At 46.6% G+C, this 22,911-nt stretch carries 18 protein-coding genes; 17 read left to right on the top strand and 1 reads right to left on the bottom strand.

Annotation, left to right across the window (positions count from 1 at the left end):
- Positions 1 to 8: 8 nt before the first annotated feature.
- The 9 genes from ACLIIY_RS26605 (at position 9) to ACLIIY_RS26565 (ending at position 9,565) form a co-directional block, all read left to right on the top strand.
- Positions 9 to 1,133, top strand: coding sequence for an enoyl-CoA hydratase/isomerase family protein (locus ACLIIY_RS26605; RefSeq protein ID WP_434528865.1), 1,125 nt, complete (start codon positions 9 to 11; stop codon positions 1,131 to 1,133).
- Positions 1,134 to 1,144: 11 nt separating this feature from the next.
- On the top strand, positions 1,145 to 2,050 hold the full coding sequence (gene mmsB / locus ACLIIY_RS26600) for a 3-hydroxyisobutyrate dehydrogenase (protein ID WP_005451602.1): 906 nt from the start codon (positions 1,145 to 1,147) through the stop codon (positions 2,048 to 2,050).
- 59 nt (positions 2,051 to 2,109) lie between these two features.
- Positions 2,110 to 2,868 carry an SDR family oxidoreductase gene (locus ACLIIY_RS26595; protein WP_005443821.1) on the top strand — a complete coding sequence of 253 codons (759 nt, stop codon included), beginning with the start codon at positions 2,110 to 2,112 and terminating at the stop codon, positions 2,866 to 2,868.
- Positions 2,869 to 3,497: 629 nt separating this feature from the next.
- A complete protein-coding gene (gene cyoA / locus ACLIIY_RS26590) occupies positions 3,498 to 4,379 on the top strand; it encodes a ubiquinol oxidase subunit II (RefSeq protein WP_078609229.1) in 882 nt (293 codons plus the stop codon).
- 5 nt (positions 4,380 to 4,384) lie between these two features.
- Positions 4,385 to 6,421 carry a cytochrome o ubiquinol oxidase subunit I gene (gene cyoB, locus ACLIIY_RS26585; RefSeq protein WP_434528864.1) on the top strand — a complete coding sequence of 679 codons (2,037 nt, stop codon included), beginning with the start codon at positions 4,385 to 4,387 and terminating at the stop codon, positions 6,419 to 6,421.
- On the top strand, positions 6,411 to 7,010 hold the full coding sequence (cyoC, locus tag ACLIIY_RS26580; protein ID WP_005451611.1) for a cytochrome o ubiquinol oxidase subunit III: 600 nt from the start codon (positions 6,411 to 6,413) through the stop codon (positions 7,008 to 7,010). Before cyoB ends, cyoC begins: the two co-directional genes overlap by 11 nt.
- Positions 7,010 to 7,321: a cytochrome o ubiquinol oxidase subunit IV gene (gene cyoD / locus ACLIIY_RS26575; RefSeq protein ID WP_434528863.1), complete on the top strand. Its 312-nt coding sequence runs from the start codon at positions 7,010 to 7,012 to the stop codon at positions 7,319 to 7,321. Before cyoC ends, cyoD begins: the two co-directional genes overlap by 1 nt.
- Positions 7,322 to 7,329: 8 nt before the next feature.
- Positions 7,330 to 8,202, top strand: coding sequence for a heme o synthase (gene cyoE, locus ACLIIY_RS26570; protein ID WP_434528862.1), 873 nt, complete (start codon positions 7,330 to 7,332; stop codon positions 8,200 to 8,202).
- A 268-nt stretch (positions 8,203 to 8,470) separates the two neighbouring features.
- Positions 8,471 to 9,565 carry an NADH:flavin oxidoreductase gene (locus ACLIIY_RS26565; protein ID WP_208444700.1) on the top strand — a complete coding sequence of 365 codons (1,095 nt, stop codon included), beginning with the start codon at positions 8,471 to 8,473 and terminating at the stop codon, positions 9,563 to 9,565.
- A gap of 75 nt (positions 9,566 to 9,640) precedes the next feature.
- Here ACLIIY_RS26565 and ACLIIY_RS26560 read toward each other — a convergent pair whose 3' ends face one another.
- Positions 9,641 to 10,537, bottom strand: a complete 897-nt coding sequence (locus ACLIIY_RS26560; protein ID WP_009704647.1) for a LysR family transcriptional regulator — start codon at positions 10,535 to 10,537, stop codon at positions 9,641 to 9,643.
- Positions 10,538 to 10,692: 155 nt separating this feature from the next.
- Between ACLIIY_RS26560 and ACLIIY_RS26555 the strand changes: the two genes are divergently transcribed.
- The 8 genes from ACLIIY_RS26555 (at position 10,693) to ACLIIY_RS26520 (ending at position 22,772) form a co-directional block, all read left to right on the top strand.
- Positions 10,693 to 11,091, top strand: a complete 399-nt coding sequence (locus ACLIIY_RS26555; RefSeq protein WP_009704646.1) for a RidA family protein — start codon at positions 10,693 to 10,695, stop codon at positions 11,089 to 11,091.
- Between the two features lie 94 nt (positions 11,092 to 11,185).
- A complete protein-coding gene (locus ACLIIY_RS26550) occupies positions 11,186 to 12,646 on the top strand; it encodes an aldehyde dehydrogenase family protein (protein ID WP_434528861.1) in 1,461 nt (486 codons plus the stop codon).
- 67 nt (positions 12,647 to 12,713) lie between these two features.
- On the top strand, positions 12,714 to 13,700 hold the full coding sequence (locus ACLIIY_RS26545; protein ID WP_054823830.1) for a membrane dipeptidase: 987 nt from the start codon (positions 12,714 to 12,716) through the stop codon (positions 13,698 to 13,700).
- 150 nt (positions 13,701 to 13,850) lie between these two features.
- Entirely contained in the window at positions 13,851 to 15,419 is a 1,569-nt protein-coding gene (locus ACLIIY_RS26540; RefSeq protein ID WP_434529529.1) for a BCCT family transporter, read from the top strand.
- Positions 15,420 to 15,531: 112 nt separating this feature from the next.
- On the top strand, positions 15,532 to 17,271 hold the full coding sequence (locus tag ACLIIY_RS26535) for a hypothetical protein (RefSeq protein ID WP_434528860.1): 1,740 nt from the start codon (positions 15,532 to 15,534) through the stop codon (positions 17,269 to 17,271).
- Positions 17,268 to 17,999, top strand: coding sequence for a DUF3726 domain-containing protein (locus ACLIIY_RS26530; RefSeq protein ID WP_045477676.1), 732 nt, complete (start codon positions 17,268 to 17,270; stop codon positions 17,997 to 17,999). Before ACLIIY_RS26535 ends, ACLIIY_RS26530 begins: the two co-directional genes overlap by 4 nt.
- Positions 18,000 to 18,831: 832 nt before the next feature.
- Positions 18,832 to 21,174 carry a M4 family metallopeptidase gene (locus ACLIIY_RS26525; RefSeq protein WP_434528859.1) on the top strand — a complete coding sequence of 781 codons (2,343 nt, stop codon included), beginning with the start codon at positions 18,832 to 18,834 and terminating at the stop codon, positions 21,172 to 21,174.
- 71 nt (positions 21,175 to 21,245) lie between these two features.
- Positions 21,246 to 22,772 (top strand): M28 family metallopeptidase, encoded by a 1,527-nt coding sequence (locus ACLIIY_RS26520; protein ID WP_434528858.1) that lies wholly within the window; start codon positions 21,246 to 21,248, stop codon positions 22,770 to 22,772.
- Positions 22,773 to 22,911: the final 139 nt, after the last annotated feature.

The raw sequence follows: 22,911 nt of genomic DNA, 5'->3' as shown, positions 1-22,911 counted from the left end.
GAGGTCGCATGACAGGGAAAGTAACCATTAGCGAAATAGATTGCTTAGACGGCGTGCACCGAATTGGTATCGCGACGTTAGACAACACGGCTTCTTTGAATGCGTTGACTTACGACATGCTGGCAGAGCTCAACGACCAACTTATCGAATGGCAAGATGACCCTGATTTGGTGTGTGTCATCCTCAATGGAGCGGGTGAAAAAGCGTTTTGCGCAGGGGGCGATGTACGAACCATGTACCACGTCATGCACGAAAAAAGCAAAGAAGAGACCGCAGAGTTCTGTTCTAATTACTTCTCGCTTGAGTACGAATGCGACTACCTGATTCATACCTACCAAAAGCCAATCATTGGCTGGGGAGAGGGCATTGTGATGGGCGGCGGCATGGGCTTGTTTATGGGCACTAGCCACAGAGTCGTCACCCCTAAATCTCGCCTTGCGATGCCGGAGATCAATATCGGGCTTTACCCGGACGTGGGTGGCACTTGGTTCTTAAGCCAAATCGACCCAGAGGTAGGTTTGTTCCTTGGTTTGACTGGCGCAATGGTGAATTCAAGTGACGCTGTCACTATAGGGCTGGCAGAATGGTTGCTGTTGGAAGAGCAATATCCGGCACTGTTAGAAGAGCTGAAGCAAGTGGATTGGGGCTCTGCCGATGCCAAATCGCTTGTCAGTGCGTTACTTCAATTAATGGAAGATCAAGTCATCGACAGTAAGCCGACAACTCAGATTTGCCCTTATCTCGACCAAATTAAAGAAGCCTGCAAAGGCTATGACTTAAATCAGATTGCCCAACGTATTCAAGCAATGGAGGGCGAGACTCAATGGCTTGAGAACGCACAAAAATCATTTGTTGCGGGCAGTCCGATCACTGCACATATCTGTTTTAGACAAGTCAAAGAGTACCACCGTTTGTCGTTGGCGGATTGTTTCCGTCTAGAGCTAACCTTGTCAGTTCGTAGCGCATTACTCGGTGAGTTTGAAGAGGGTGTGCGCTCTCGATTAGTTGATAAAGATGGCAATCCAAAATGGATGTTTAACAGCGTCAGTGAAGTCGATGAAAGCGTCATCGACACCTTGTTCACTTCTCTTTGGTCGGAAAAGGAACATCCACTTGCACAGCTAGGAAAATAAGGAGAAACAACATGAGTACCATTGCATTTATTGGCTTGGGCAACATGGGCAGTCCAATGGCACAAAACCTATTGGCGTCAGGGTTTCATGTGCAAGTGTTCGATGTGGATGTGAACGCGGCGAAGCAACTTGAACCGTTTGGCGCGGTGGTTGCCAGTACGTTAGAAGAAGCCGTAGATGGCGCTGGAACGGTCATCACCATGCTACCAGCAGGTGCACACGTGCGCGCGGTGTACTTGGGGGATTTACACGGTGGTGTCGGTCTGCTTAACATTGTGCAGGACAACGCATTGCTGATTGACTGTTCGACCATCGATCCAGATTCTGCTCGCTTGGTGGCGAACGAAGCTCAGAACAAACGATTGTTGTTTGTCGATTCTCCCGTCTCTGGTGGTGTAGCAGGCGCAAAAGCAGCAACGCTGACCTTTATTGTTGGAGGCTCGGATGAAGCATTTTCCAAAGCCAATGCGATCTTGCAATACATGGGCAAGAACGTGTTCCACGCTGGTAAAGCGGGCGATGGTCAGATGGCAAAAATCTGTAATAACCTGATGTTGGGTATCTTGATGTCGGGAACCTGTGAGGCACTCAATCTCGGCATTGACCATGGTCTCGACCCGAAAGTCTTATCCAATATCATGCTGCAAAGCTCTGGTCGAAACTGGGCGTTGGAGCTCTATAACCCATGCCCAGGCGTGATGGACTCTGCGCCAGCGAGTAATCAATACAATCCCGGCTTTATGAGCAAGTTGATGCTCAAAGATCTCGGCTTAGGCTTGGATGCGGCGCTGCAAACCAACTCTTCTGTTCCGATGGGCTCTTTGGCTCGTAATCTTTATGCATTCCATAACGCAGCAGGTCATGCAGAACTCGATTTCTCTAGCTTGTTTGAATTCTATAAGAACCAGAAGGGCTAACGGAGATATTTCCTATCAGGCGTTTGAGCATGGAAGTTATCCAGTAATGGAGTACAGATATGGATTTAAAAAACAGTGTCATTGCAATCACAGGTGCGGGGCAAGGACTAGGACAGATGATGGCGGTCAGCCTTGCTCAAGCGGGCGCGGATTTAGCATTGCTAGATGTTAACGAAACGGGACTGCTGAATACCCAAGAACAATGCCGGATGCTCAGTGCCAAAGCATTGATCTATCGACTTGATGTCACCAATGAATCTGAAGTGGAGGATACCTTTAATGAGATTCTTCAAGACTTTGGGCAGCTAAACGGCTTAGTTAATAACGCTGGCGTTTTGCGAGATGGGTTGTTAGTCAAAGCCAAAGATGGCGAGATCACCAAGATGTCGCTTGAGCAGTTCAACCTAGTGATGAACGTCAACGTCACAGGCACCTTCTTATGTGGTCGAGAAGCGGCAGTCAAAATGATCGAGAGTGGCTCGAAGGGTGCCATCATTAACATCTCTAGCGTGGCGAGAGCGGGCAATATTGGGCAAACCAATTACTCTGCATCGAAAGCTGCCGTCGCAACCATGGCAACAACATGGGCAAGAGAGCTCGCCAGATATGGCATTCGCTCTGCGGCTATTGCGCCCGGTGTCGTCAAAACTGCGATGGCAGATCAAATGAAACCAGAAGCCATAGACCGACTGCAAAAGATGATACCCGTCGGTAGGATGGGGGAGACGAGTGAGATTGCTCATGCCGTGAAATACATTCTTGAAAACGACTACTTCACAGGGCGAGTGCTCGAAGTGGATGGCGGAATGAGAATGTAGCATTGAGCCATTGGTTTCTGGCTGCGAGCGCTAGTTAAGAAGCGCTCGTTCCGTTTTAGTTACTTCATTCGATTAACAATTGAACCAAATATCACTCCTAAAAAGCACTTGGTATTAATCTGGTAAATTGGATTGCCTAAATAATCATTTACTGCAGAAATGCCATGTAAATAGTATGTGAATTCATAACTATGATACTGGTCACGCTTTCCTTAATTCGCACTTTCTAATGTAGCTCACACTCTCGTGCCGAATACGCAACTGATTACTCTTCTCGTTTGTATTGCTTAAGTTACTGTATAGAAAAGAATATATGCTGTAGTACGTCAATTTTGTGCACCTACTTTGCTATTCCTTTATCAATATTAGCTTTCATAAATGGAACGTTAGTTTCCATCTGTGGCTAATGAGCTTTCCTTTTTTCCTCCGCATAATGCGCTCGAATGTAACAATGTATTTCAAAGTGTAACAATAAACTCACGTTGTGAGTGTGGTTTTAACCATCAAGCAACTTGATACCTCCCACCAAGAAGTCCATTGCTGCACAAGCTCAACACAAAAATATTCTAATGACCAAGACAACCAATCGCAGGGCTTGCTCTGTTGTTGGCTAACCATCGAGAAAGTTAATGGAAGCTTCAAGATACAAACGCATCTTAGCGAGGATAAGTTTGGCAGGAACCATTCTTATGCTTTCGGGGTGTAACTCTGCTCTACTTGACCCGAAAGGTAGTATTGGCGTTCAGGAAAAAGAACTGATCATTACAGCGCTTTTACTGATGCTGATTGTCGTGATCCCCGTGATTTTAATGACAATCTATTTTGCTTACCGCTACCGAGAGTCGAACACTGGCGAGGAATACGCTCCAGAGTGGGCGCACTCGACCAAGATCGAAGTGGTGGTGTGGACGATTCCAATCATCATCATCGCGATTTTGGCAACCATCACTTGGCGTTCTACTCACGAGTTAGAGCCATCCAAGCCCATCGCAAGTGACGTCAAACCCATCACCATTGAGGTGGTGTCACTCGACTGGAAATGGCTGTTCATCTACCCAGAAGAGAACATTGCGACAGTGAACTATGTGGCGTTTCCGAAAGATGTTCCGGTTCAGTTCAAACTGACCTCAGACAACATCATGAACGCGTTCTTTATCCCGCGTCTCGGTACTCAGATTTACGCGATGCCAGGCATGGTGACCAAGTTAAATCTGATTGCGAACCACACAGGGGATTACAAAGGCTTTGCTTCTAACTACAGCGGTAAGGGCTTCTCGCAGATGAAATTTACCGCAGCAGCAATGGAAGATCGCACTGCATTCCTGAATTGGGTACAGCAAGTGAAAGCCAGCCCTGATCGAATCGAAGACTGGGAGCAATTCCGTGCGCTTGCATCACCAACGGTGGCGGAGCCTGTGAAGATGTTCTCTAGTATTCCACCATTTTTGTTCACCGACGTCGTGACCCAGCATCCGGGTTCAATGAACTGTTTGCCGGAAAATCTAGGATAATCGCAATGTTTGGAAGATTAACACTTGAATCAATCCCTTATCACGAGCCGATTATTGTCGTCACTCTAGCGGTGATCGCGATCGTTGGTTTGGCTGTCGTTGCGGCGATAACCAAAGCGGGTAAGTGGCAATACTTATGGAATGAATGGTTTACTTCGGTAGACCACAAAAAACTAGGCTTTATGTACATCGCCGTGGCAATGGTGATGTTGATTCGTGGCTTTGCTGATGCGGTCATGATGCGTAGCCAACAACTGCTTTCTGCAGCAGGCGAGAGCGGTTATTTACCACCACATCACTACGATCAAATCTTTACTGCCCATGGCGTAATCATGATTTTCTTCGTGGCGATGCCGTTGGTGATTGGTTTGATGAACATCATCGTACCGCTGCAAATTGGTGCGCGCGATGTGGCATTCCCTTACCTAAACAACCTGAGTTTCTGGCTTTTTGTTGTGGGTGTGATCCTCACTAACATGTCACTTGGCTTAGGTGAGTTTGGTCGTACTGGTTGGTTGGCGTATCCGCCGCTGTCTGGTATTGAGGCAAGCCCCGGAGTTGGGGTGGATTATTGGATATGGGCGCTGCAAATATCTGGTGTCGGTACCACGCTGACGGGCGTGAACTTCTTTGCAACTATTTTGCGCATGCGTACGCCGTCTATGCCAATGATGAAGATGCCAGTGTTCACGTGGGCTTCCCTGTGTGCCAATATCCTAATCATCATTTCATTCCCAATCCTAACCGTAACCATCGCGCTACTAACGTTGGATCGCTACATCGGTACGCACTTCTTCACCAATGACCTTGGCGGCAACGTAATGATGTACGTCAACCTGATTTGGGCATGGGGTCACCCAGAAGTGTACATCCTGATCTTGCCGATCTTTGGTGTCTTCTCTGAAGTAACAGCAACCTTCTCACGCAAGAAGCTGTTCGGTTACACCTCGCTAGTATGGGCGACCATCGTTATTACGATTTTGGCGTTCGTCGTTTGGCTGCATCACTTCTTCACCATGGGCTCAGGTGCGAATGTGAATGCGTTCTTCGGCATCGCCACCATGATTATCTCCATCCCGACCGGAGTGAAGATCTTCAACTGGCTATTCACCATGTACAAAGGCCGAATCCGCTTTACCACGCCGATGATGTGGACGGTTGGCTTCCTGATTACCTTCTCTGTAGGTGGTATGACGGGCGTACTAATGGCAGTACCGGGCGCGGACTTTGTTCTGCACAACTCCGTGTTCCTGATTGCGCACTTCCATAACGTAATCATTGGTGGTGTGGTATTTGGTTGTTTCGCGGCAATCACTTACTGGTTCCCGAAAGCGACGGGTTTCACCATGAACGAAACATGGGGCAAACGTGCATTCATTTGCTGGATTGTTGGCTTCTTAATGGCGTTCCTACCGCTTTATGCACTGGGCTTTATGGGCATGACGCGTCGTCTAAGCCAAGACCTTAACCCAGAGTACTTCCCACTGTTGGCAGTTGCCGCAGCAGGTACGGCAGTGATTGCGCTTGGCGTGGCTTGTCAGTTCATCCAAATCTACGTGAGTGTTCGTGACCGCGAACAAAACCGTGACCTAACGGGTGACCCATGGGGCGGTCGTACCTTTGAGTGGGCGACGTCTTCACCACCGCCGTTCTACAACTTTGCGCACCTACCAAAAGGTGATGTGCTAGACGCGTTCTGGTACCAAAAGCAGAGTGGCGAATTCGACCCAACCAAAGAAGTGGAATACGAACGTATTCACATGCCGAAGAACACACCAACAGGTATTTATGTTTCTGCATGGGCGTTGGTATTTGGCTTCGCGATGATTTGGTACATCTGGTGGCTAGCAGCAGCAAGCTTTGTTGGCATTATCGTGACGTGTATCCAGCACAACTATAACGATGACGTGGATTACTACGTTGAAGTAGAAGAAATCAAAGCGATTGAAGCGGAGCGTCGAGCTCAACTTGAAGAAGCGAAGAAAAACGAAGTGAAAGACAACGATAAGAAAGACGATCTGGAGGTGACCTATGCAAGCTAATGTTGCGGTTCACGACCACGATCATCACCATGATTCTGCTGGCATTAAGCTGTTTGGTTTCTGGATTTACCTAATGAGTGACTGTGTATTGTTTGCGACCTTGTTCGCGACTTACGCAGTACTAGAAAGCGGATCTATTGCGGGTCCAACTGGTAAAGACATTTTCGAACTGCCGTTCGTGTTTGTAGAAACCATGTTGCTGCTGTTCAGTAGTATCACGTTTGGCTTCGGCATGATTGCGATGAAGCGCAAAGACGTTGCAGGGTTAAAGCGTTGGTTAAAAGTGACCTTCTTACTTGGTGCCGGCTTTATCGGGATGGAAGTGTACGAGTTCCATCACCTGATTGTTGAAGGCTACGGTCCACAAGAAAGTGCATTCTTGTCGGCGTTTTTCACTTTGGTTGGAACACACGGTCTGCACGTAACCTTTGGTTTGATCTGGCTAGCCGTATGCTACCACCAACTGTCCACCAAAGGCTTGAACGATAACATGTCGATGCGATTCCAGTGCTTGAGCTTGTTCTGGCACTTCCTAGACATCGTTTGGATTTGTGTATTCACCATCGTTTACTTATTGGGGGTTATGTAATGGAACAACATCTAGATACAGGTGCCTCTGATTACATAAAAGGCTTTATTGCGTCTCTGATCCTGACCGTGATTCCTTTCTACTGTGTGTGGGCGCAAGTGCTGCCAGATACCGCGACTTATGCCGTGTTATTTGGTTGTGCGATTGTGCAGATCTTCGTGCACTTTAAGTACTTCTTGCACATGGAAGTGAAAACGTCAGAAGGTCAGTGGAACGTGGTGTCACTGATGTTTACCGCCATTGTTGTGTTGATTCTGATCGCTGGCTCGATCTGGATCATCTACAACATGAACGTCAACATGAAGTTGTAGGCTAGGGTATGCTGAAAAGTTATTTGTCTATTACTAAACCGGGCATCATTTTCGGCAACCTGATTTCTGTTGCGGCGGGGTTCTTCCTCGCCGCAAAATCAGAACCCGCTAACTTTCTGTTGTTGCTGACAACGTTAGTTGGCGTGGGGCTTGTGATTGCATCAGGATGCGTGGTGAACAACATTTTCGACCGCGATATCGACCAAAAAATGAAGCGCACGCAAAACCGTGAATTGGTGATGGGAAACATCAACATCGACGCGGCGTTTGTTTACGGTTTGGTATTGCTGCTTAACGGCACAGCGTTATTGTTCCAATTGGTGAATCCGCTCTCCGCTGTGGTTGTACTCTTGGGTTACGTGTTTTACGTCTTCTTCTACACCATGTGGTACAAGCGAAATTCGGTCTATGGAACCTTAGTCGGCAGCATTTCTGGCGCGGTTCCTCCGCTGGTGGGTTACCTTGCGGTGACGAACTACATCAGCTTAGAAGCGATTTTACTCTTCATCATGTTTTGCCTCTGGCAGATGCCGCACTCTTACGCGATTGCCATGTTCCGCATGCAAGATTACCGCGATGCAGGCATTCCTGTTCTTCCCGTTAAAGAGGGCATTACCAAAGCACATCAACATATGAAGGCGTACGTGGTGGCTTTTGGGGTGGTTGCTATTGGGTTGTTTATGTTGGGTAAAGCTGGGTACGAGTATTTAGCGGTCTCGGCGGCAGTGTGCTTTATGTGGACACGGGTGACATTCCAAAAAGTGAATTACAACAACTACATCCAATGGTCCAAAGCGGTGTTTAAGGTGTCGTTATTGGTCGTAATGAGCATCAGCGGCGTGCTTGGTTTAGAGTTGATTCCACTGCCGTTTATTCATTAAAGGAAAGTAAATCTGAGTTAACGATTGATGACATCAGTAGTAGTGATGAGAACAAAACCAATGAATGCGGAATCGGTGATCTATCTCACCAAATCTTAATCCAGATTAAAGTTTTGCCGCAGTTTCGGCGGTAAGGTTCGCGTCGCTCATCGCACTGAACAGAAATTCAGAGAAGGAACAGCCATGCTTTGTGTATCGCTGTTCCTTTTTCGTTCCTGTTCGGTAGTGATGTATAGAACTAAAAAGACAGATTATAAGAGGACTGGACTTGAGCATTTTGTTTTCAGAAGCCCGCATTGGCAACATGACACTAAAGAACCGCTTTGTACGTAGTGCAACGTGGGAAAATATGGCGACAGAAGACGGTCACATGACCGAGAAGCTGTACGACATTTATGAAGAACTTGCCAAAGGTGAAGTGGGCCTGATCGTTACTGGTTATGCGAACATCGTAGAAGAAGAGAAACCGAACGCAGGCATGATGGGGATCTACAACGACTCTTTCATCGATGAATACAAAAAGCTGACTGACCTTGTTCATGAGCATGACTCTAAGATCGTTATGCAGATCGCTTATGGCGGTACAAAAACGACATTCAACGTTGGTGAGCGTGTGATTTTTGCTCCAAGTGAAGTGCCAGAACGCGGCACCAAAACGGAAGGCAAAGCGATGACTCAAGATGAGATCGACTACATCGTTAAAGCATTTGCGCTAGCGAGCAAGCGTGCGCAAGATTCTGGCTTTGATGGTGTAGAAATTCACGCGGCGCACACGTACTTGATCAACCAGTTCCTAAGCCCATACTACAACCGTCGCGAAGATCAATACGGTGGTAGCCTTGAGAACCGCATGCGTTTCCTTATGGAGATCTATGCCGAAACACGCAAGCTAGTTGGTGATGACTTCCCAATTCTGGTGAAACTGACAGCAACGGAGTTCTTCGATGGTGGTTTGACGTTCGATGAAACGCGCATTGTTTGTAAGAAGCTAGAAGAAGTGGGCGTGGATGCGATCATCGTATCGGGTAACATTCATGGCAACGCAAGCACCATGGTAGGTGAATCGTTCGATGGTTACACGCTACAAGAAGAAGGCTACTTCCATGAATACGGTCAAGTGATCAGCCAAGATGTGAACGTACCTGTGATTACCGTAGGTGGCTTAAATGACTTCTGTGCGATCGAAGACTTGGCTGAAAACACCAAGATTCAATTCTTCGCGCTTTCTCGTCCGTTATTGGCAGAGCCACAATTGATCAAGCGCTGGAAAGACGGTAACCGTGCTGAAGTGGACTGCGAACGCTGCTCTAAGTGTCGTACCAAGCGTGGCAACTTCTGTGTGGTTTACAAGCGCAGAAAGTAACGTGTTCTGATGCATGAAATTTCAGAAAGCCCCTGATGCTTAACGTGTCAGGGGCTTTTTAGTTGTGAGTTATGCCTACGCAGTTTCGACTTCTTCTTGGTAGTTCAAGTAGTGAATGCATAAATCATGAAACGCTTTTGCCTGAGGAGAAATGGTTCTATCCGTCAGAGTAAAGATACCTACTTGTCTCTCCAAAGGTGGATCGATCAGCGGAATCCAAACCAGTCGAGTTTCGTTGGTCGGGAACGCTAATTTTGGCAAGGTGGTGACACCAATACCGAGCTCAAGAACGGAGAACAAAGACGTAATGTTCTCCACGGAATACAAAGCTTGTTCACTTAGCGCGCGTGCAGGCGTGGGATCAAGTAGGGTGCAAGTTCCGTTTCGAATAAAAGGTTGTTCTAACAGCGTTTGCCACTCAATCCCTTCTGGATGCTGAGCGATAGGGTTGTCCTTCAAACACACCACGCCAATGGGGTCAGAGATTAACGGGGTAAACTCGATACCGCCTTCATCTAAATGTGATGGGTTACCTAACGCCAAATCTACTTCACCTGATAACAAGCGCGCTTCAACCCCAGCGGCGTTATCATCAATCAAGCTGACTTCTACGTTTGGGTGCTGTTCGCAGAATGCGCCGAGCACGCTAGGAATCAACTTGGCAGCTACAGAAGGGACGCTTGCGATGCGTACTCGACCTTGTTGTCCTGCGGCGGCGGCTTTTAGATCGTTATCAAGGGCGTTATAGATGTTGAGAAACTGAATGATCTTAGGCAAGCAGATCTCACCGAATGGAGTGAGTTTGGATTTGTTGCCCGGCTCAAATAGAGTTTGACCGAGTATTTTTTCCAGTTCTTTGATTGACGTTGACAGCGCAGCCTGAGAACGGTTCGCTCGATGTGACGCTGCTCTAAAACCACCTTCCTCGACCACCATCACAAAATGCTTTAATTGTTGAAGCTTGATACTCATGGCGAAACCTCTGCAATCCCTTTATTTACCTTAGTTTTAATAAGGTGATAGATTTTTCTTATCAAATGTAAAAAATTTACCGTTCGATTTATCGCCTGTCAATGTGCAGTATTTAACCATCTTGAAACAAGGTTGTTACAAAGGTTGAAAGGCACGTGAATACTTCTACGAAAAAATACCCAGTCAAAACCGCATTGTTTGCCTCTAAAGCGCCGCTGGAATGGGCAATTGTTAACAATGGCACGTTATACACCGCGCAAATCCCGATTGATGATACAGGTGCTGTCGTGGAAGGCGGTATCGAAGCCCAGACTCGTCAAACCTTTAATAATCTCGTTCACACGTTGGAGTGTGCAGGGGAGTCTTTAGATTCTGTTCTGCAGGTGCTGATTTATGTTACGGATCGTGAGTACTTAAAAACGGTTAACCAAGTCTACGCTGAGTATTTTGAAGCGCCTTACCCTAATCGCGCCGCTATGGTTGTGGCAGGGCTAGCTCGTGAAGAGATGCTGGTAGAGTTTGTGGTTTATGCATCAGCGAGTCAGCCAGAGTAAAGAATAATAATCAAAGCCTCATTATCGGGCTTTGTCAGTGAGATCAGTGAGCTGGTGGCGATCACCAGACGTCAGGAAGAATAAGGACAGAGCAATGACTTTTATCAATAATGTTCAAGCAGAGAAATCTCTCTACATTGCAGGCGAATGGCTATCTGGTATTAATACGGTTGCGAACATTAACCCTTCAGACATCAGTGAGAACTTAGGCGATTTTGCTCAGGCGAGTGAAGGTCAAGTAGAGCAAGCCATTCAAGCTGCCAAAGTCGCACAGCCAGAGTGGGAAAAAACGCCAATTGAGCGTAAACAAGCGGTATTGCAGGCGATTGGCGATGAGCTGATTGCTCGTTGTGATGAGCTTGGCACGCTGCTTTCACGTGAAGAAGGTAAGCCTTTTGCCGAAGGTCGCGGTGAAATCTACCGTGCTGGTCAATTCTTCCAATACTTCGCGGCGGAAGTGCTGCGTCAAATTGGCGATAACGCAGCTTCTGTCCGTCCAGGCGTTTCCGTTGAGGTCACTCGTGAAGCCGTCGGCGTTATCGCCATCATCTCTCCTTGGAACTTCCCAACCGCTACGGCTGCATGGAAAATCGCGCCAGCACTTGCGTTCGGCAACAGCGTAGTATGGAAGCCCGCTAACCTAACACCTGCTAGTGCGGTTGCACTGACTGAGATTATTCATCGTCAAGGATTACCAGCAGGCACGTTCAACCTTGTGTTGGGCAGTGGCTCGCAAGTGGGTAACACGCTTATCAACTCGAAAGATGTAAATGGTGTGAGCTTTACTGGCTCTGTTGATACCGGACGTAAAGTAGCGGCAGCAACGGCACCGAATTTTGTGCGCTGCCAGCTAGAAATGGGCAGTAAGAACGCACTTGTGGTTGCTGATGATGCAGACATTCAAATTGCAGTTGAAGCGACCATTGCAGGCTCTTTCTCTGGCGCAGGTCAGAAGTGTACCGCGTCTTCTCGCTTAGTCGTCATGGATGGAATTCATGATGCTTACGTGGAAGCACTGATCAAACGAATGAGCGAGCTTAAAGTCGGCCACGCATTAGAAGAAGGCGTTTTCATGGGACCCGTTGTGGATGGAAACCAATTGAATGCCAACTTCGAATGGATCGAGAAAGCACGTCAAAGTGGTGCGGAGTTAGCGTTCGGTGGCGAGCGTTTGAACTTAGAACATGAAGGCTTCTACATGTCGCCAACCCTTTTCCTTAATACGCAAAACAGTTGGGAAGTGAACCAAGAAGAAGTGTTTGCGCCGATGGCAAGCGTGATTCGAGTTTCTGACTTGGACGAAGCCATTGCAGTAGTAAACGATACTCGCTTTGGTTTGACGGGCGGCATCATCACGCAAAGCCTACGTAATAGCGCCATCTTCAAACAACAAGCTCAAACTGGCTGTGTCATGGTCAACCTACCAACCGCAGGAACGGATTACCACGTGCCGTTTGGTGGTCGTAAAGAGTCGAGCTTTGGTCCACGCGAGCAAGGTCAATACGCAAAAGAATTCTACACCGTGGTGAAAACCGCTTATCAACGTCCTTACTAAGTGAAATAGGGCAGCCGAGGATTCCGCTGCCCACCCTTAAAGGCTCATTAACGTTTAAGGAGTGGTTATGTACCAACAACGGATTGTGATTGATGGATTGCAGTACTGCAATTGGGATCGAGAATACTTCCAAACGCTGAAGGCGAGCGGTATTACGGCTGTACATGCAACGATCGTTTATCACGAAAATGCACGAGAAACCTTAACTCGCTTTGCCGAATGGAACCTGAGATTCGAACAAAATGCAGATCTGATTATGCCTATTTACTCGATGGCTGACGTCGAGAAAGCAAAGGCTGAGGGTAAGGTCGGCGTCTTTTTTGGTGCGCAGAATTGCTCTCCAATTGACGATGAAATCGGCTTAATAGAAGTCATGCGCCGTCAAGGTTTGCTGATTATGCAGCTGACCTATAACAACCAAAGCTTGCTGGCGACAGGGTGCTATGAGCAGAACGACTCTGGTGTCACGCGTTTTGGTAAACAAGCCATCGAAGAGATGAACCGTGTCGGGATGATCATCGATATGTCCCACAGCGCTGAGCGCTCAACGTTGGAAGCAATAGACCTTTCTTCACGTCCCATTTGTATTAGTCACGCGAACCCAACGTTTGCTCATGATGCTCTGCGCAACAAATCGAACAACGTCATTAAAGCGCTTACCGAACGTGGTGGCTTGATTGGCTTTAGTCTTTACCCATTCCATCTTCCAAACGGGAGCCAATGCACGCTAGAGGATTTCTGCCAAATGGTCGCGAAGACGGCTGACCTGTTCGGTGTGGATCATTTAGGCATCGGCAGTGATCTTTGTTTAAACCAACCACAGCAAGTGCTTGAGTGGATGCGCAACGGTCGTTGGTCCAAAGCAATGGATTATGGCGAAGGCTCAGCGAACAACTCTGGTTGGCCTGATGCGTTGCCTTGGTTTAGTGGCAGTAAAGGGATGGAGAACATTTACAACGGCTTAATGCGTCATGGATTCAGTGAATCCGAGGCAGGAAAAATCCTGGGTGAGAACTGGTTTAACTTCCTTAAAGAAGGGCTGGAGGCGAGCTAGGTCGTAACCCAAATAAACATGGAATAGCTCGCTCAAAAAATAATAACAAGGCGAGTGTTAAAGTCACTTTTTGTAGCCGTTATGGCAGCTGCAATAAACCTCTGGAGTCAGAGTATGTCTGATCTAACCAATAGCATGAAAGCTTCAACGATGAGCGTGTCATCAAAGAAGCACCAAGCAAAACACAACGACACTTCAGCAACGGAAAATTCACCGGATAAGTTAGGGTTAAGTAACCCGGCACTTTGGTATAGCGGCGGCTTTATTGCCTTATTCGTCGCTATCGCGCTTTACGATGGAGAGTTGCTATCAACGTTAGTTAATACGGGATTTGCGTGGTCAGTCAAAGTCTTCGGTCCGTACTGGCAGATACTGCTTCTTCTCACTTTTCTTATTGGTCTTGGCTTGGCTGCAGGGCGAACAGGCAAGGTGATTTTAGGCGGAACAACGAAGCCTGAAATGGATGGTTTTCGTTGGATGGCAATCATCTTCTGTACGCTTTTAGCTGGCGGTGGCGTATTTTGGGCGGCGGCAGAGCCTATCGCGCACTACGTGAGTCCTCCACCTTTGTATGGTCCGCAAGACAATCCTCAGCAAGGCGCAGTGAACGCGCTATCGCAATCTTTCATGCACTGGGGTTTTCTAGCGTGGGCAATCGTTGGCAGCTTAACGTCTATCGTAGTCATGCATTTACACTATGATAAAGGGCTACCGTTAAAACCTCGCATCTTGCTATATCCAGTATTGGGTGAGCGCGCGCTAAAAGGTCAAACAGGCGCATTGATTGACGCATGTTGCATCATCGCCGTAGCGGCAGGAACCATTGGACCGATTGGCTTCTTAGGTTTACAGGTTAGCTACGCGTTAAATGCGCTGTTTGATATCCCAGATGGCTTTACCACACAGTTGATGATCATCTTATTTGCGATTGTGTTGTACACCGTATCTGCTTTAAGTGGCTTAAACCGCGGCATGCAAATGCTGAGTCGCTACAACGTGATTCTTGCGCTGGTATTGATGGCTTACATCCTTCTCTTTGGCCCGACAGATTTTATCTTCAATGGTTACATTCAAGGCGTGGGCAGCATGTTGGATAACTTCATCCCAATGGCAACCTATCGTGGTGATGAAGGTTGGCTGAGCTGGTGGACAGTATTCTTCTGGGGCTGGTTCTTGGGCTACGGACCGATGATGGCAATCTTCATTGCACGTATCTCTCGCGGTCGCAGCATTCGTCAAATCATCTCGACGATCAGCATTGTTGCTCCGCTTACCACGTGTTTTTGGTTCACCATTGTTGGTGGCTCTGGCCTAGCGTTTGAAATTGCCAATCCGGGCAGTGTGAGCGCAGCATTTGAAGGCTTCAACTTACCGGGCGCGTTACTCGCAGTGACTCAACAACTGCCGATGCCAATGTTGGTTTCCATCTTGTTCTTGATTTTGACCACCATCTTCATCGTTACCACCGGTGACTCAATGACGTACACCATCAGTGTTGTGATCAGTGGTGAGACAGAACCAAACGCGATTATTCGTACCTTCTGGGGCGTGGCTATGGGTATCACGGCGTTGATTCTCATCTCACTTGGCTCTGGCGGTATATCAGCCCTGCAATCTTTCATCGTTATTACGGCCGTTCCAGTGTCATTAATACTGTTACCGTCACTTTGGAATGCGCCGCAGATCGCTATGAAGATGGCAAAAGAGCAAGGGCTATAACAACGGTTATAACAAAAAGATCAAACCCAATAACGTGGCGCTTGTGTGGGTGATTCCTCCCCACACCCGCACAAGCCCTTATTCTTACAATAAAAAATAAGTGGTGAGCAAAATGGATGCACATCGTTCTACTTACACTGAAACAACACTTCGCAACGCTGCAATTGTGATGGCACCAGACAGGCTAGGGGCTATGCACCAAAATCGAATCAGCTTTGTGCGAAGTTTGATCCGAAAAATGGCGAGTCAGGAATGGCAAGTGAGCAAACATGAGTGGCAATTGTGTCCACGCGGTTTTGGTCATGTGATTTACAAATTAGCGACGCCGGGACACGTTTATCACTTGGTTGTGTTTTGCGATGAAATTGCTGATGAAGAGCGTAACGACCGAGTCATTGCTGAGAGATGGGACGTGACTTTTGCGTTGGTCAAAGGTGAGGTTAATGTTGAACTGTTAGAGCAACTTCGAGCCAACGTACCTTTGCAAGAAGCGGGGCGCAATCCAAACAACGTGCTTGTTCTTGCTCGTGCGAATAAAAGCGTTCGTGTGTTTGAGCACATTGTGAATGCACTTTCTAAAGGTGAGCAGCCAGAGCCTTCTGAGCTTGCTGAAGTGGGTTACATCCTAAGAACCACCGCCGTTTATGGTAACGGTAAATTTGGCATTGCCGATTTTAAACTGCTAGAGAACAACCCTGATTTTAACCAGTCATTTAGTGCCCAGATGTGTGCCGTTTATATGCTGCGTGAATTCAGTTTAGATTGGGTTCATTACCTTGCTGCGCAAAAGGGAGGATATAACGCCATTGCACTCCACAAAGGTTTGCAGCGCTATCTTGGTGTGGGGAATGCAACTGGCTTGGGTATGGCGCCATATTTAATCAACCATCCATGTATTGTCGACCAATGGATGACATCACGTGAGCGAGCTATTGCCAATGTGCTTGCCATGCCATGTGAACCTACCGAGTTAGAGCTGCCGTTAAAAGCCCTGCTAAAAAAAGCACAGCGACACTTAGAGCAAGTGATAACAATCAATGAACATCAAGATCAGTTTAATCATCAAGCGATTGCTGATCTCCAAGCGCTACAAATTAACTTAAATGCTTTGATGGCAGAGCACTCGAATTGGGCAAGCTTGATCAAACAAACCACAACAATGAGTTTGGAAGCCCAAGAAATCCTAACTTCATGTTTGATCGAGCTTTACCCGTCTTTGGTTGATGAATTTGAAAACCAAATGAACACCGATGAATCACTCTCTATTCCAGGCGGAAAAAGCGTTCAAGATGTTTTGCAAATACTAGAGAGTAAGTACCGTTGGTCAATCGAAACCGACTACACGTTACCGGAGAACAACTATTGGTTCTGGTATCGCTCGCAAGACAAAGAAGAACCAAGGCTAGGCGTTCGTGGAGAAGAAATCGGTGAAGAACGTGAGTTGCCACTCGACATAGGGCGACAAGTAAACCGCCTCTACCATGCGCTGCAAACGTGCCAACCAGAAACATCGTTGGCGGAGTTCTTACTGCAGCATCCACAGTATCGCGCAATCACTCGCCGTGTATGGACGCTAGGCAACCGAGAAATGGGTGATATCCAGATGAACGTGCTACGTGAAGATGCACTGCCTATGCATCTACTGCGTTGTAAGTTGGCTATCTTTGGGGCGACCAAGTTTGATCCACGTTCAGACCGATGGGTGCGCGTGACCTTCTTTCAAGGCGCACCATTGCTTGATGAGATTCAGGACCCGTGTTTCAGCGATACGTGGATTTTCCCAACCATGCCCGAGCGTGAAGAAATCGCGCAAAGCGACAATCAAAAAATCAGTGGAGGTTTTGCATTATGATCGTCTCGCATAACGAGCTGGTAGCAGCAGTAAACAAAGCTTTTCTTGGTATGCGCCGCCATTGTGGTGAAGCCGATGTGATTGCCAATATGGTTGCGGATCTGCAAATGGTGGGTTTGCACGGGGTGCGTCACTTCAACAACGCCAGCCTGTTTCTCAACTTAGATTCAGATTGCGCGGTCACTATTACGAGTAACACCGACTCTCATATCGAAGTCGAGTTACACAATGGCAGTATCGCCTGTCATTTACCGGCGGTGTTGGATTTTGCGCTTGAGAAAATGGTCAGCAGCAAGAGCGTTACCATCACACTAAAGCAATGCCACAATCGCTGGCTAGCATTTAGTGAGCTAGTTAGGCTCTCTGCCAAAGGCATTGCGTGCCGTGCTCAGTGGGTTAATGGCACTAGTCCAAAGCGAACTTTGTATGTGTTAAACCGTGGGCGGATTGCACCAGAGGTATTCTTTTCTGACCAGATTGAAGACAACAGTACCGATTATCACAGTATGACGATAGAGCTTGCCGTAACGGATTTTGATATCGAAGCGAGCTCTCAAGGTTACGCAATTCATATTGATGGTGAAGAGCTGAGCCGTGCGCAAAAAACATCATGGGAAGAGGGCATCTTTGTCGAGGACGCAGAATGGAACGCGCTTAAACAAACTGCCACGGTTTTCCTTGTCGAGAACAGTGAACGTTCGGTACAAGGTGCTGGCGAATTAGCCTGATATTGATACATTAACGAATAAAAGTGTGAGGCTGCCCAAGGGTAGCCTTTTTTATTTTCCTAACCTTGCTCTCTGGTTTATGTGTCTCTCACCTCGTTTATAATATTAAATATAACGTTTTTGACTCACTATTATTACATTGGATTTATTTGTTTTTGTTTTAATCAATAAATATGAGTTTTGTTATTATTGGTCTCACCAAGTTTATTCTGTTACCTATTGTTTAAAACGTTGTTTATTATCATCTCATTTGTAATTTATCTATTCATAATTAATGCCTTTATATTCTATGTGTTATTGTTTTTGGAAAATACCCTTTATTTAAATGTGGAATTAGGTGGTTGGTATAAACTATAGTATTACTTAGTCCTTTAAATTAAATAGGCTCCAGTGCTGTTAAAGCTCTTGTTTTATAGGCGGCCATTCAATTGGGATGGCATTCATTCTAAATTAAAGTGCAATATTTGGATTTTGATTGTTATATATGAAACTATAAAGTTAATTATGCTAAGTTCCCACTCCGGCTTAGGGTTGCTTCTCATTACATTCATCTAATCATTTAGTCGTAGTAGTATGATGTATTTATAATTAGATAAAATAAACAATATTTTTAAATAAAAATATCTAGTGATAAAAATAGTATTTTTTGATTTTATAAATGAGATCTTCTTTCCTAAAAAAGGTCATTGAAATAAATTTGTAATTTTCATTTTTACCAGTTTCATGAATTTATTTAATTGATGTATCACAACTATTTTATTGATCTTAATTATCGACTCCGGTGTGTTTTTTTCTGATAGATTCGACGCGAACACATCAAGGAGATAGATAAATGAAAATCAAGAAACGTCTGATAGCTATCGCTGTTGCAGGTGTCATGACGATGTCAGTTCATGCCGGTGAATCAGTGACATTGAATAAGCCAGTCAACTTTACCAACTTCTCTGGGCTTAATTCACAATTGGGTGTTAATAATGCATCGAGCTTTAAACAGGTTAAGAGCATTCACCTAAAGAAGCGCGGTGTTTATAAGGTAAAGATTCAGCAAAATGTCTGGGGTATTCCTGTTTGGGGACATTCACTTAACGCGACCCAAAGCTTTAAAGGCGGCGCTTTGAAGGCCGTGCAAGGCAATTATTTGCGTGTAAATGACTTAGATCGAAGCTTTGTAAAACCTAAGTTGAACCGAGCGGAAGCGCTAAAGGTTGCGTCAAAGAACCTTGAGAATAAAGGCATCGCAGGCAAGTTTCTAAGAAATGTCGAAGATGAGTTATTCATTTATCAAGATGGCAAACAAACACGATTGGTTTACGTGGTTTCTTATCTGCTAGCAAACAGCCTTCAACCTTCTCGCCCATTTACCATGTTAGATGCGCACAGTGGTGAAGTTATCGACCGTTGGGAAGGGATTGCTCATGCGCAAATCGGTACAGGCCCTGGTGGTAACGAAAAAACAGGCATGTATGAGTACGGTACCGACTACCACTATCTCGATGTACAAGAAGATGGCAACAATTGTGTGATGGAGTCGGAGAACGTCATCACAGTTAACCTAAATGGTGCCACTGAAGGTTCTACACCTTACAGCTACGAGTGTCCTCGCAATGAATTTCAAGAAATTAACGGTGCTTACTCTCCACTGAACGATGCTCATTACTTTGGCAATATCGTATTCGACATGTACAAAAACTGGTTCGATACTGCGCCACTTACTTTCAAGTTAATGATGCGTGTTCACTACGGCACGGGTTATGAAAATGCCTTCTGGGACGGCCAAGCGATGACGTTTGGTGACGGTGAGAGTTATTTCTACCCATTGGTTAGTCTGGATGTTTCAGCCCACGAAGTGAGCCACGGCTTTACCGAGCAAAACTCGGGGCTAGTGTATGCAAACCAATCTGGTGGTATGAACGAAGCTTTCTCTGATATTGCAGGTGAAGCCGCAGAGTTCTACATGAAAGGTGAGAATGACTGGATGGTTGGTAAAGACATCTTCAAAGAGGAAGGGGCATTGCGTTACATGGATGATCCTTCACGAGATGGTTCTTCTATCAACCATGCACAAGACTACTATGATGGCTTGAATGTGCATTACAGCTCGGGTGTTTTCAACAAAGCTTTCTATCACTTAGCAACGACATCCGGTTGGGATACCAAAAAGGCGTTTGAATTATTTGTGCTCGCGAACCAAATTTACTGGTCACAAGACAGTGATTTTTGGCAAGGCGCATGTGGTGTGAAGAACGCAGCAAACGACCTAGGGTATGACGCATCTGCGGTTGTGGATGCTTTTGCTGTTGTCGGTGTCGAGCCATGTGCAGAGCCACCGCTGCCGCCAGAGCCAGAATATCAGCGTCTTGAAAACGGCCAATCAGTCACAGTAAATGGCGCTACTGGGTCGAAAACCTATTTTGATATCGAAGTCCCAGAAGGCCAACCGCAGCTTACAATCAATCTTACCGTGCCAAATGGTGACCCAGATATTTACGTAGGCTTCGATTACGCGCCTTCTTCAACTGAAAATATTTGTTCTAGCTTGTCCGTTAGCGATGAAGTGTGTGTGATTGAGAACCCAGAGCAAGGTCGCTACACGGTGAACGTATTTGGTTACGCTGAATATGACAACGCAGAACTAACGGCAACGTACGACGATAGCAGTGCAAACCTTCCTCCAGTCGCCGCGTTTGATCAGTCTGTATCTGGTAAGACTGTGACACTTCACAGCACCAGTAGCGATAGCGACGGCAGCATTGTTTCTTACCAGTGGAACCTAGGTGATGGCAGTTCGCAAACTGGCGAAATGGTGACGCACACTTATGCCGCAGCAGGTGATTATGCGGTGACGTTAACCGTAACGGACGATGCAGGCAGTGCGACATCAACCACACAAACGGTGACGATTGAAGAAGGCCAAGCAGAGGCGTTCCCGCTGAAACTCAACTTCGGTAACAAGTTCCCGAATGGTAAGGCTCGCGTGAAGTTGTCTTGGAAGTACGACACCAACGATTACTTCATTGTTAAACGTAACGGTAAGAACGTTGGTGCAACAGACTTTAAGTCTTATGTCGACCAGTTTGAACACAACGGCACTATCGACGTGGAATACCAAGTGTGTACTTCGGGCAACGTATGTTCTGAAACCAAGCGTTACCGATTCATCAAACCAAACAAATAACAACGCAATAGCAAAGGGCTCCAGATGGAGCCCTTTTTTCGTCAGTAAGGTTAGTAAAGGAAAATACCAACATGAAAAAGAGTCTTTTAGCATTGGCATTGTTGAGCGGTACGTTGAGCAGCAGTGTTGTAGCCAGTGAATTGACCGAGCAAGAACAAGTTTGGATCACCACCGATGCGGATGCGTTGGATCTGATTACCAAACACGGAGCCACGGTTTATTCTGATTTCTTTGGTGCTCGTCCCGCCGTGGTCGCGAAAATATCGCCAGATCAGTTGGCGACGCTATCCAGTCACATGCATCATGAAAAGCATCGCTGCGGTGGTTATATGGTGCACCCAGACAAAGCCAGTGCATTGAAAGCCGCAACCATGCCAACCACTTTGAAGACGTTTAACAAACCGATGATCAGCCATCATGACACGGTTGAGGCTCTCATCAATCAAGTAGAGCCGACGAACTTGGTGAAGACCATAGAAGACATGACGTCATTTACCAATCGTTTTTATACCACCGCTACGGGTGTTGAAGCCTCTGATTGGTTGCTGGCGCGTTGGAACCAAGAGGTTGAAGGTATCTCTTATGCTTCTGCGGAACAAATTTCCCATCGCGGCTACCCACAAAAGTCGGTAGAAGTGACGTTGCTGGGTGCGAAATATCCCGAAGAAATTGTTGTCGTGGGTGGGCATCTCGACTCAACAGCTGGCGCATGGACAGAAGAGGGAACCATATCTCCGGGTGCCGATGACGATGCTTCTGGTATTGCAACGGTGACTGAGTCACTTCGCTTAATGATTGCCAGCGGTATCCAACCAGACAGAACCATCAAATTCTATGGTTATGCAGCAGAAGAAGTTGGGCTGAGAGGCTCGCAAGACATTGTTGAAATGCTGAAAGACGAAAAAGCCAACGTGTTATCCGTGTTGCAATTAGACATGACCAATTACAGCGGTTCTGCGCATGATATTACGTTTATTACCGACTATACCGATAGCAACTTGACGGCATTTTTGTCTGAGTTGATTGATGTGTACACGCCTGAAATTACCTACCAGTTTGATCGCTGCGGCTATGCTTGTTCTGACCATGCCTCTTGGCACAATGCTGGCTATCCGGCGGCCATGCCATTCGAAAGTTTGTTTGAAGACTACAACCCGAATATTCATACCCAATTTGATACGTTGGAAAATTCAGACCCGACCGCCTCGCATGCCAGTAACTTTGCAAAGCTTGCTATCGCCTATTTGATTGAATCAAGCATGGACAGCACGAATGGCGTGACCCCCTTACAAGATGGTGAGCCCGTTGAAAATTTACGAGCAGGCTATGGAGAGGAACAGTTCTTTAGTTTTGAAACTCGAGAGGAGGGTAAGGTGACCATTTCCTTGTCTGGGCCAAGAAGTGGCGATGCGGATCTCTTTGTGAAATACAACGATCAAGTGTCAGTCAGTAACTTTGATTGTCGTCCATTCCAAAATGGGAGCAATGAAGAATGTGTTCTAAATAAACCGGCAGGAACGTTCAGCATTATGGTGCGAGGTTATCGTAATTTCGACCAAACCAGCCTTGTTGCAAGATTTGAGAAAGCGACCAACTGATCGTAAAGAGCACTTCTCATCAAACTCTAAATGCCGCATGACACAGTGCGGCATTTTTGTTTATTCGTTACGAGGGAAATGCTCCGCGCTTTAATTCTCAACTACGCTTTGTAGACGATCGCGAGTTGAATAGGAGAAA

It is taken from the genome of Vibrio sp. K4 (genome assembly GCF_051122595.1).
Classification (GTDB): Bacteria; Pseudomonadota; Gammaproteobacteria; order Enterobacterales; family Vibrionaceae; genus Vibrio; species Vibrio owensii.
The sequence above is the reverse complement of the archived record's forward strand: the minus strand, read 5'-3'. Positions and strand labels throughout refer to the sequence as shown.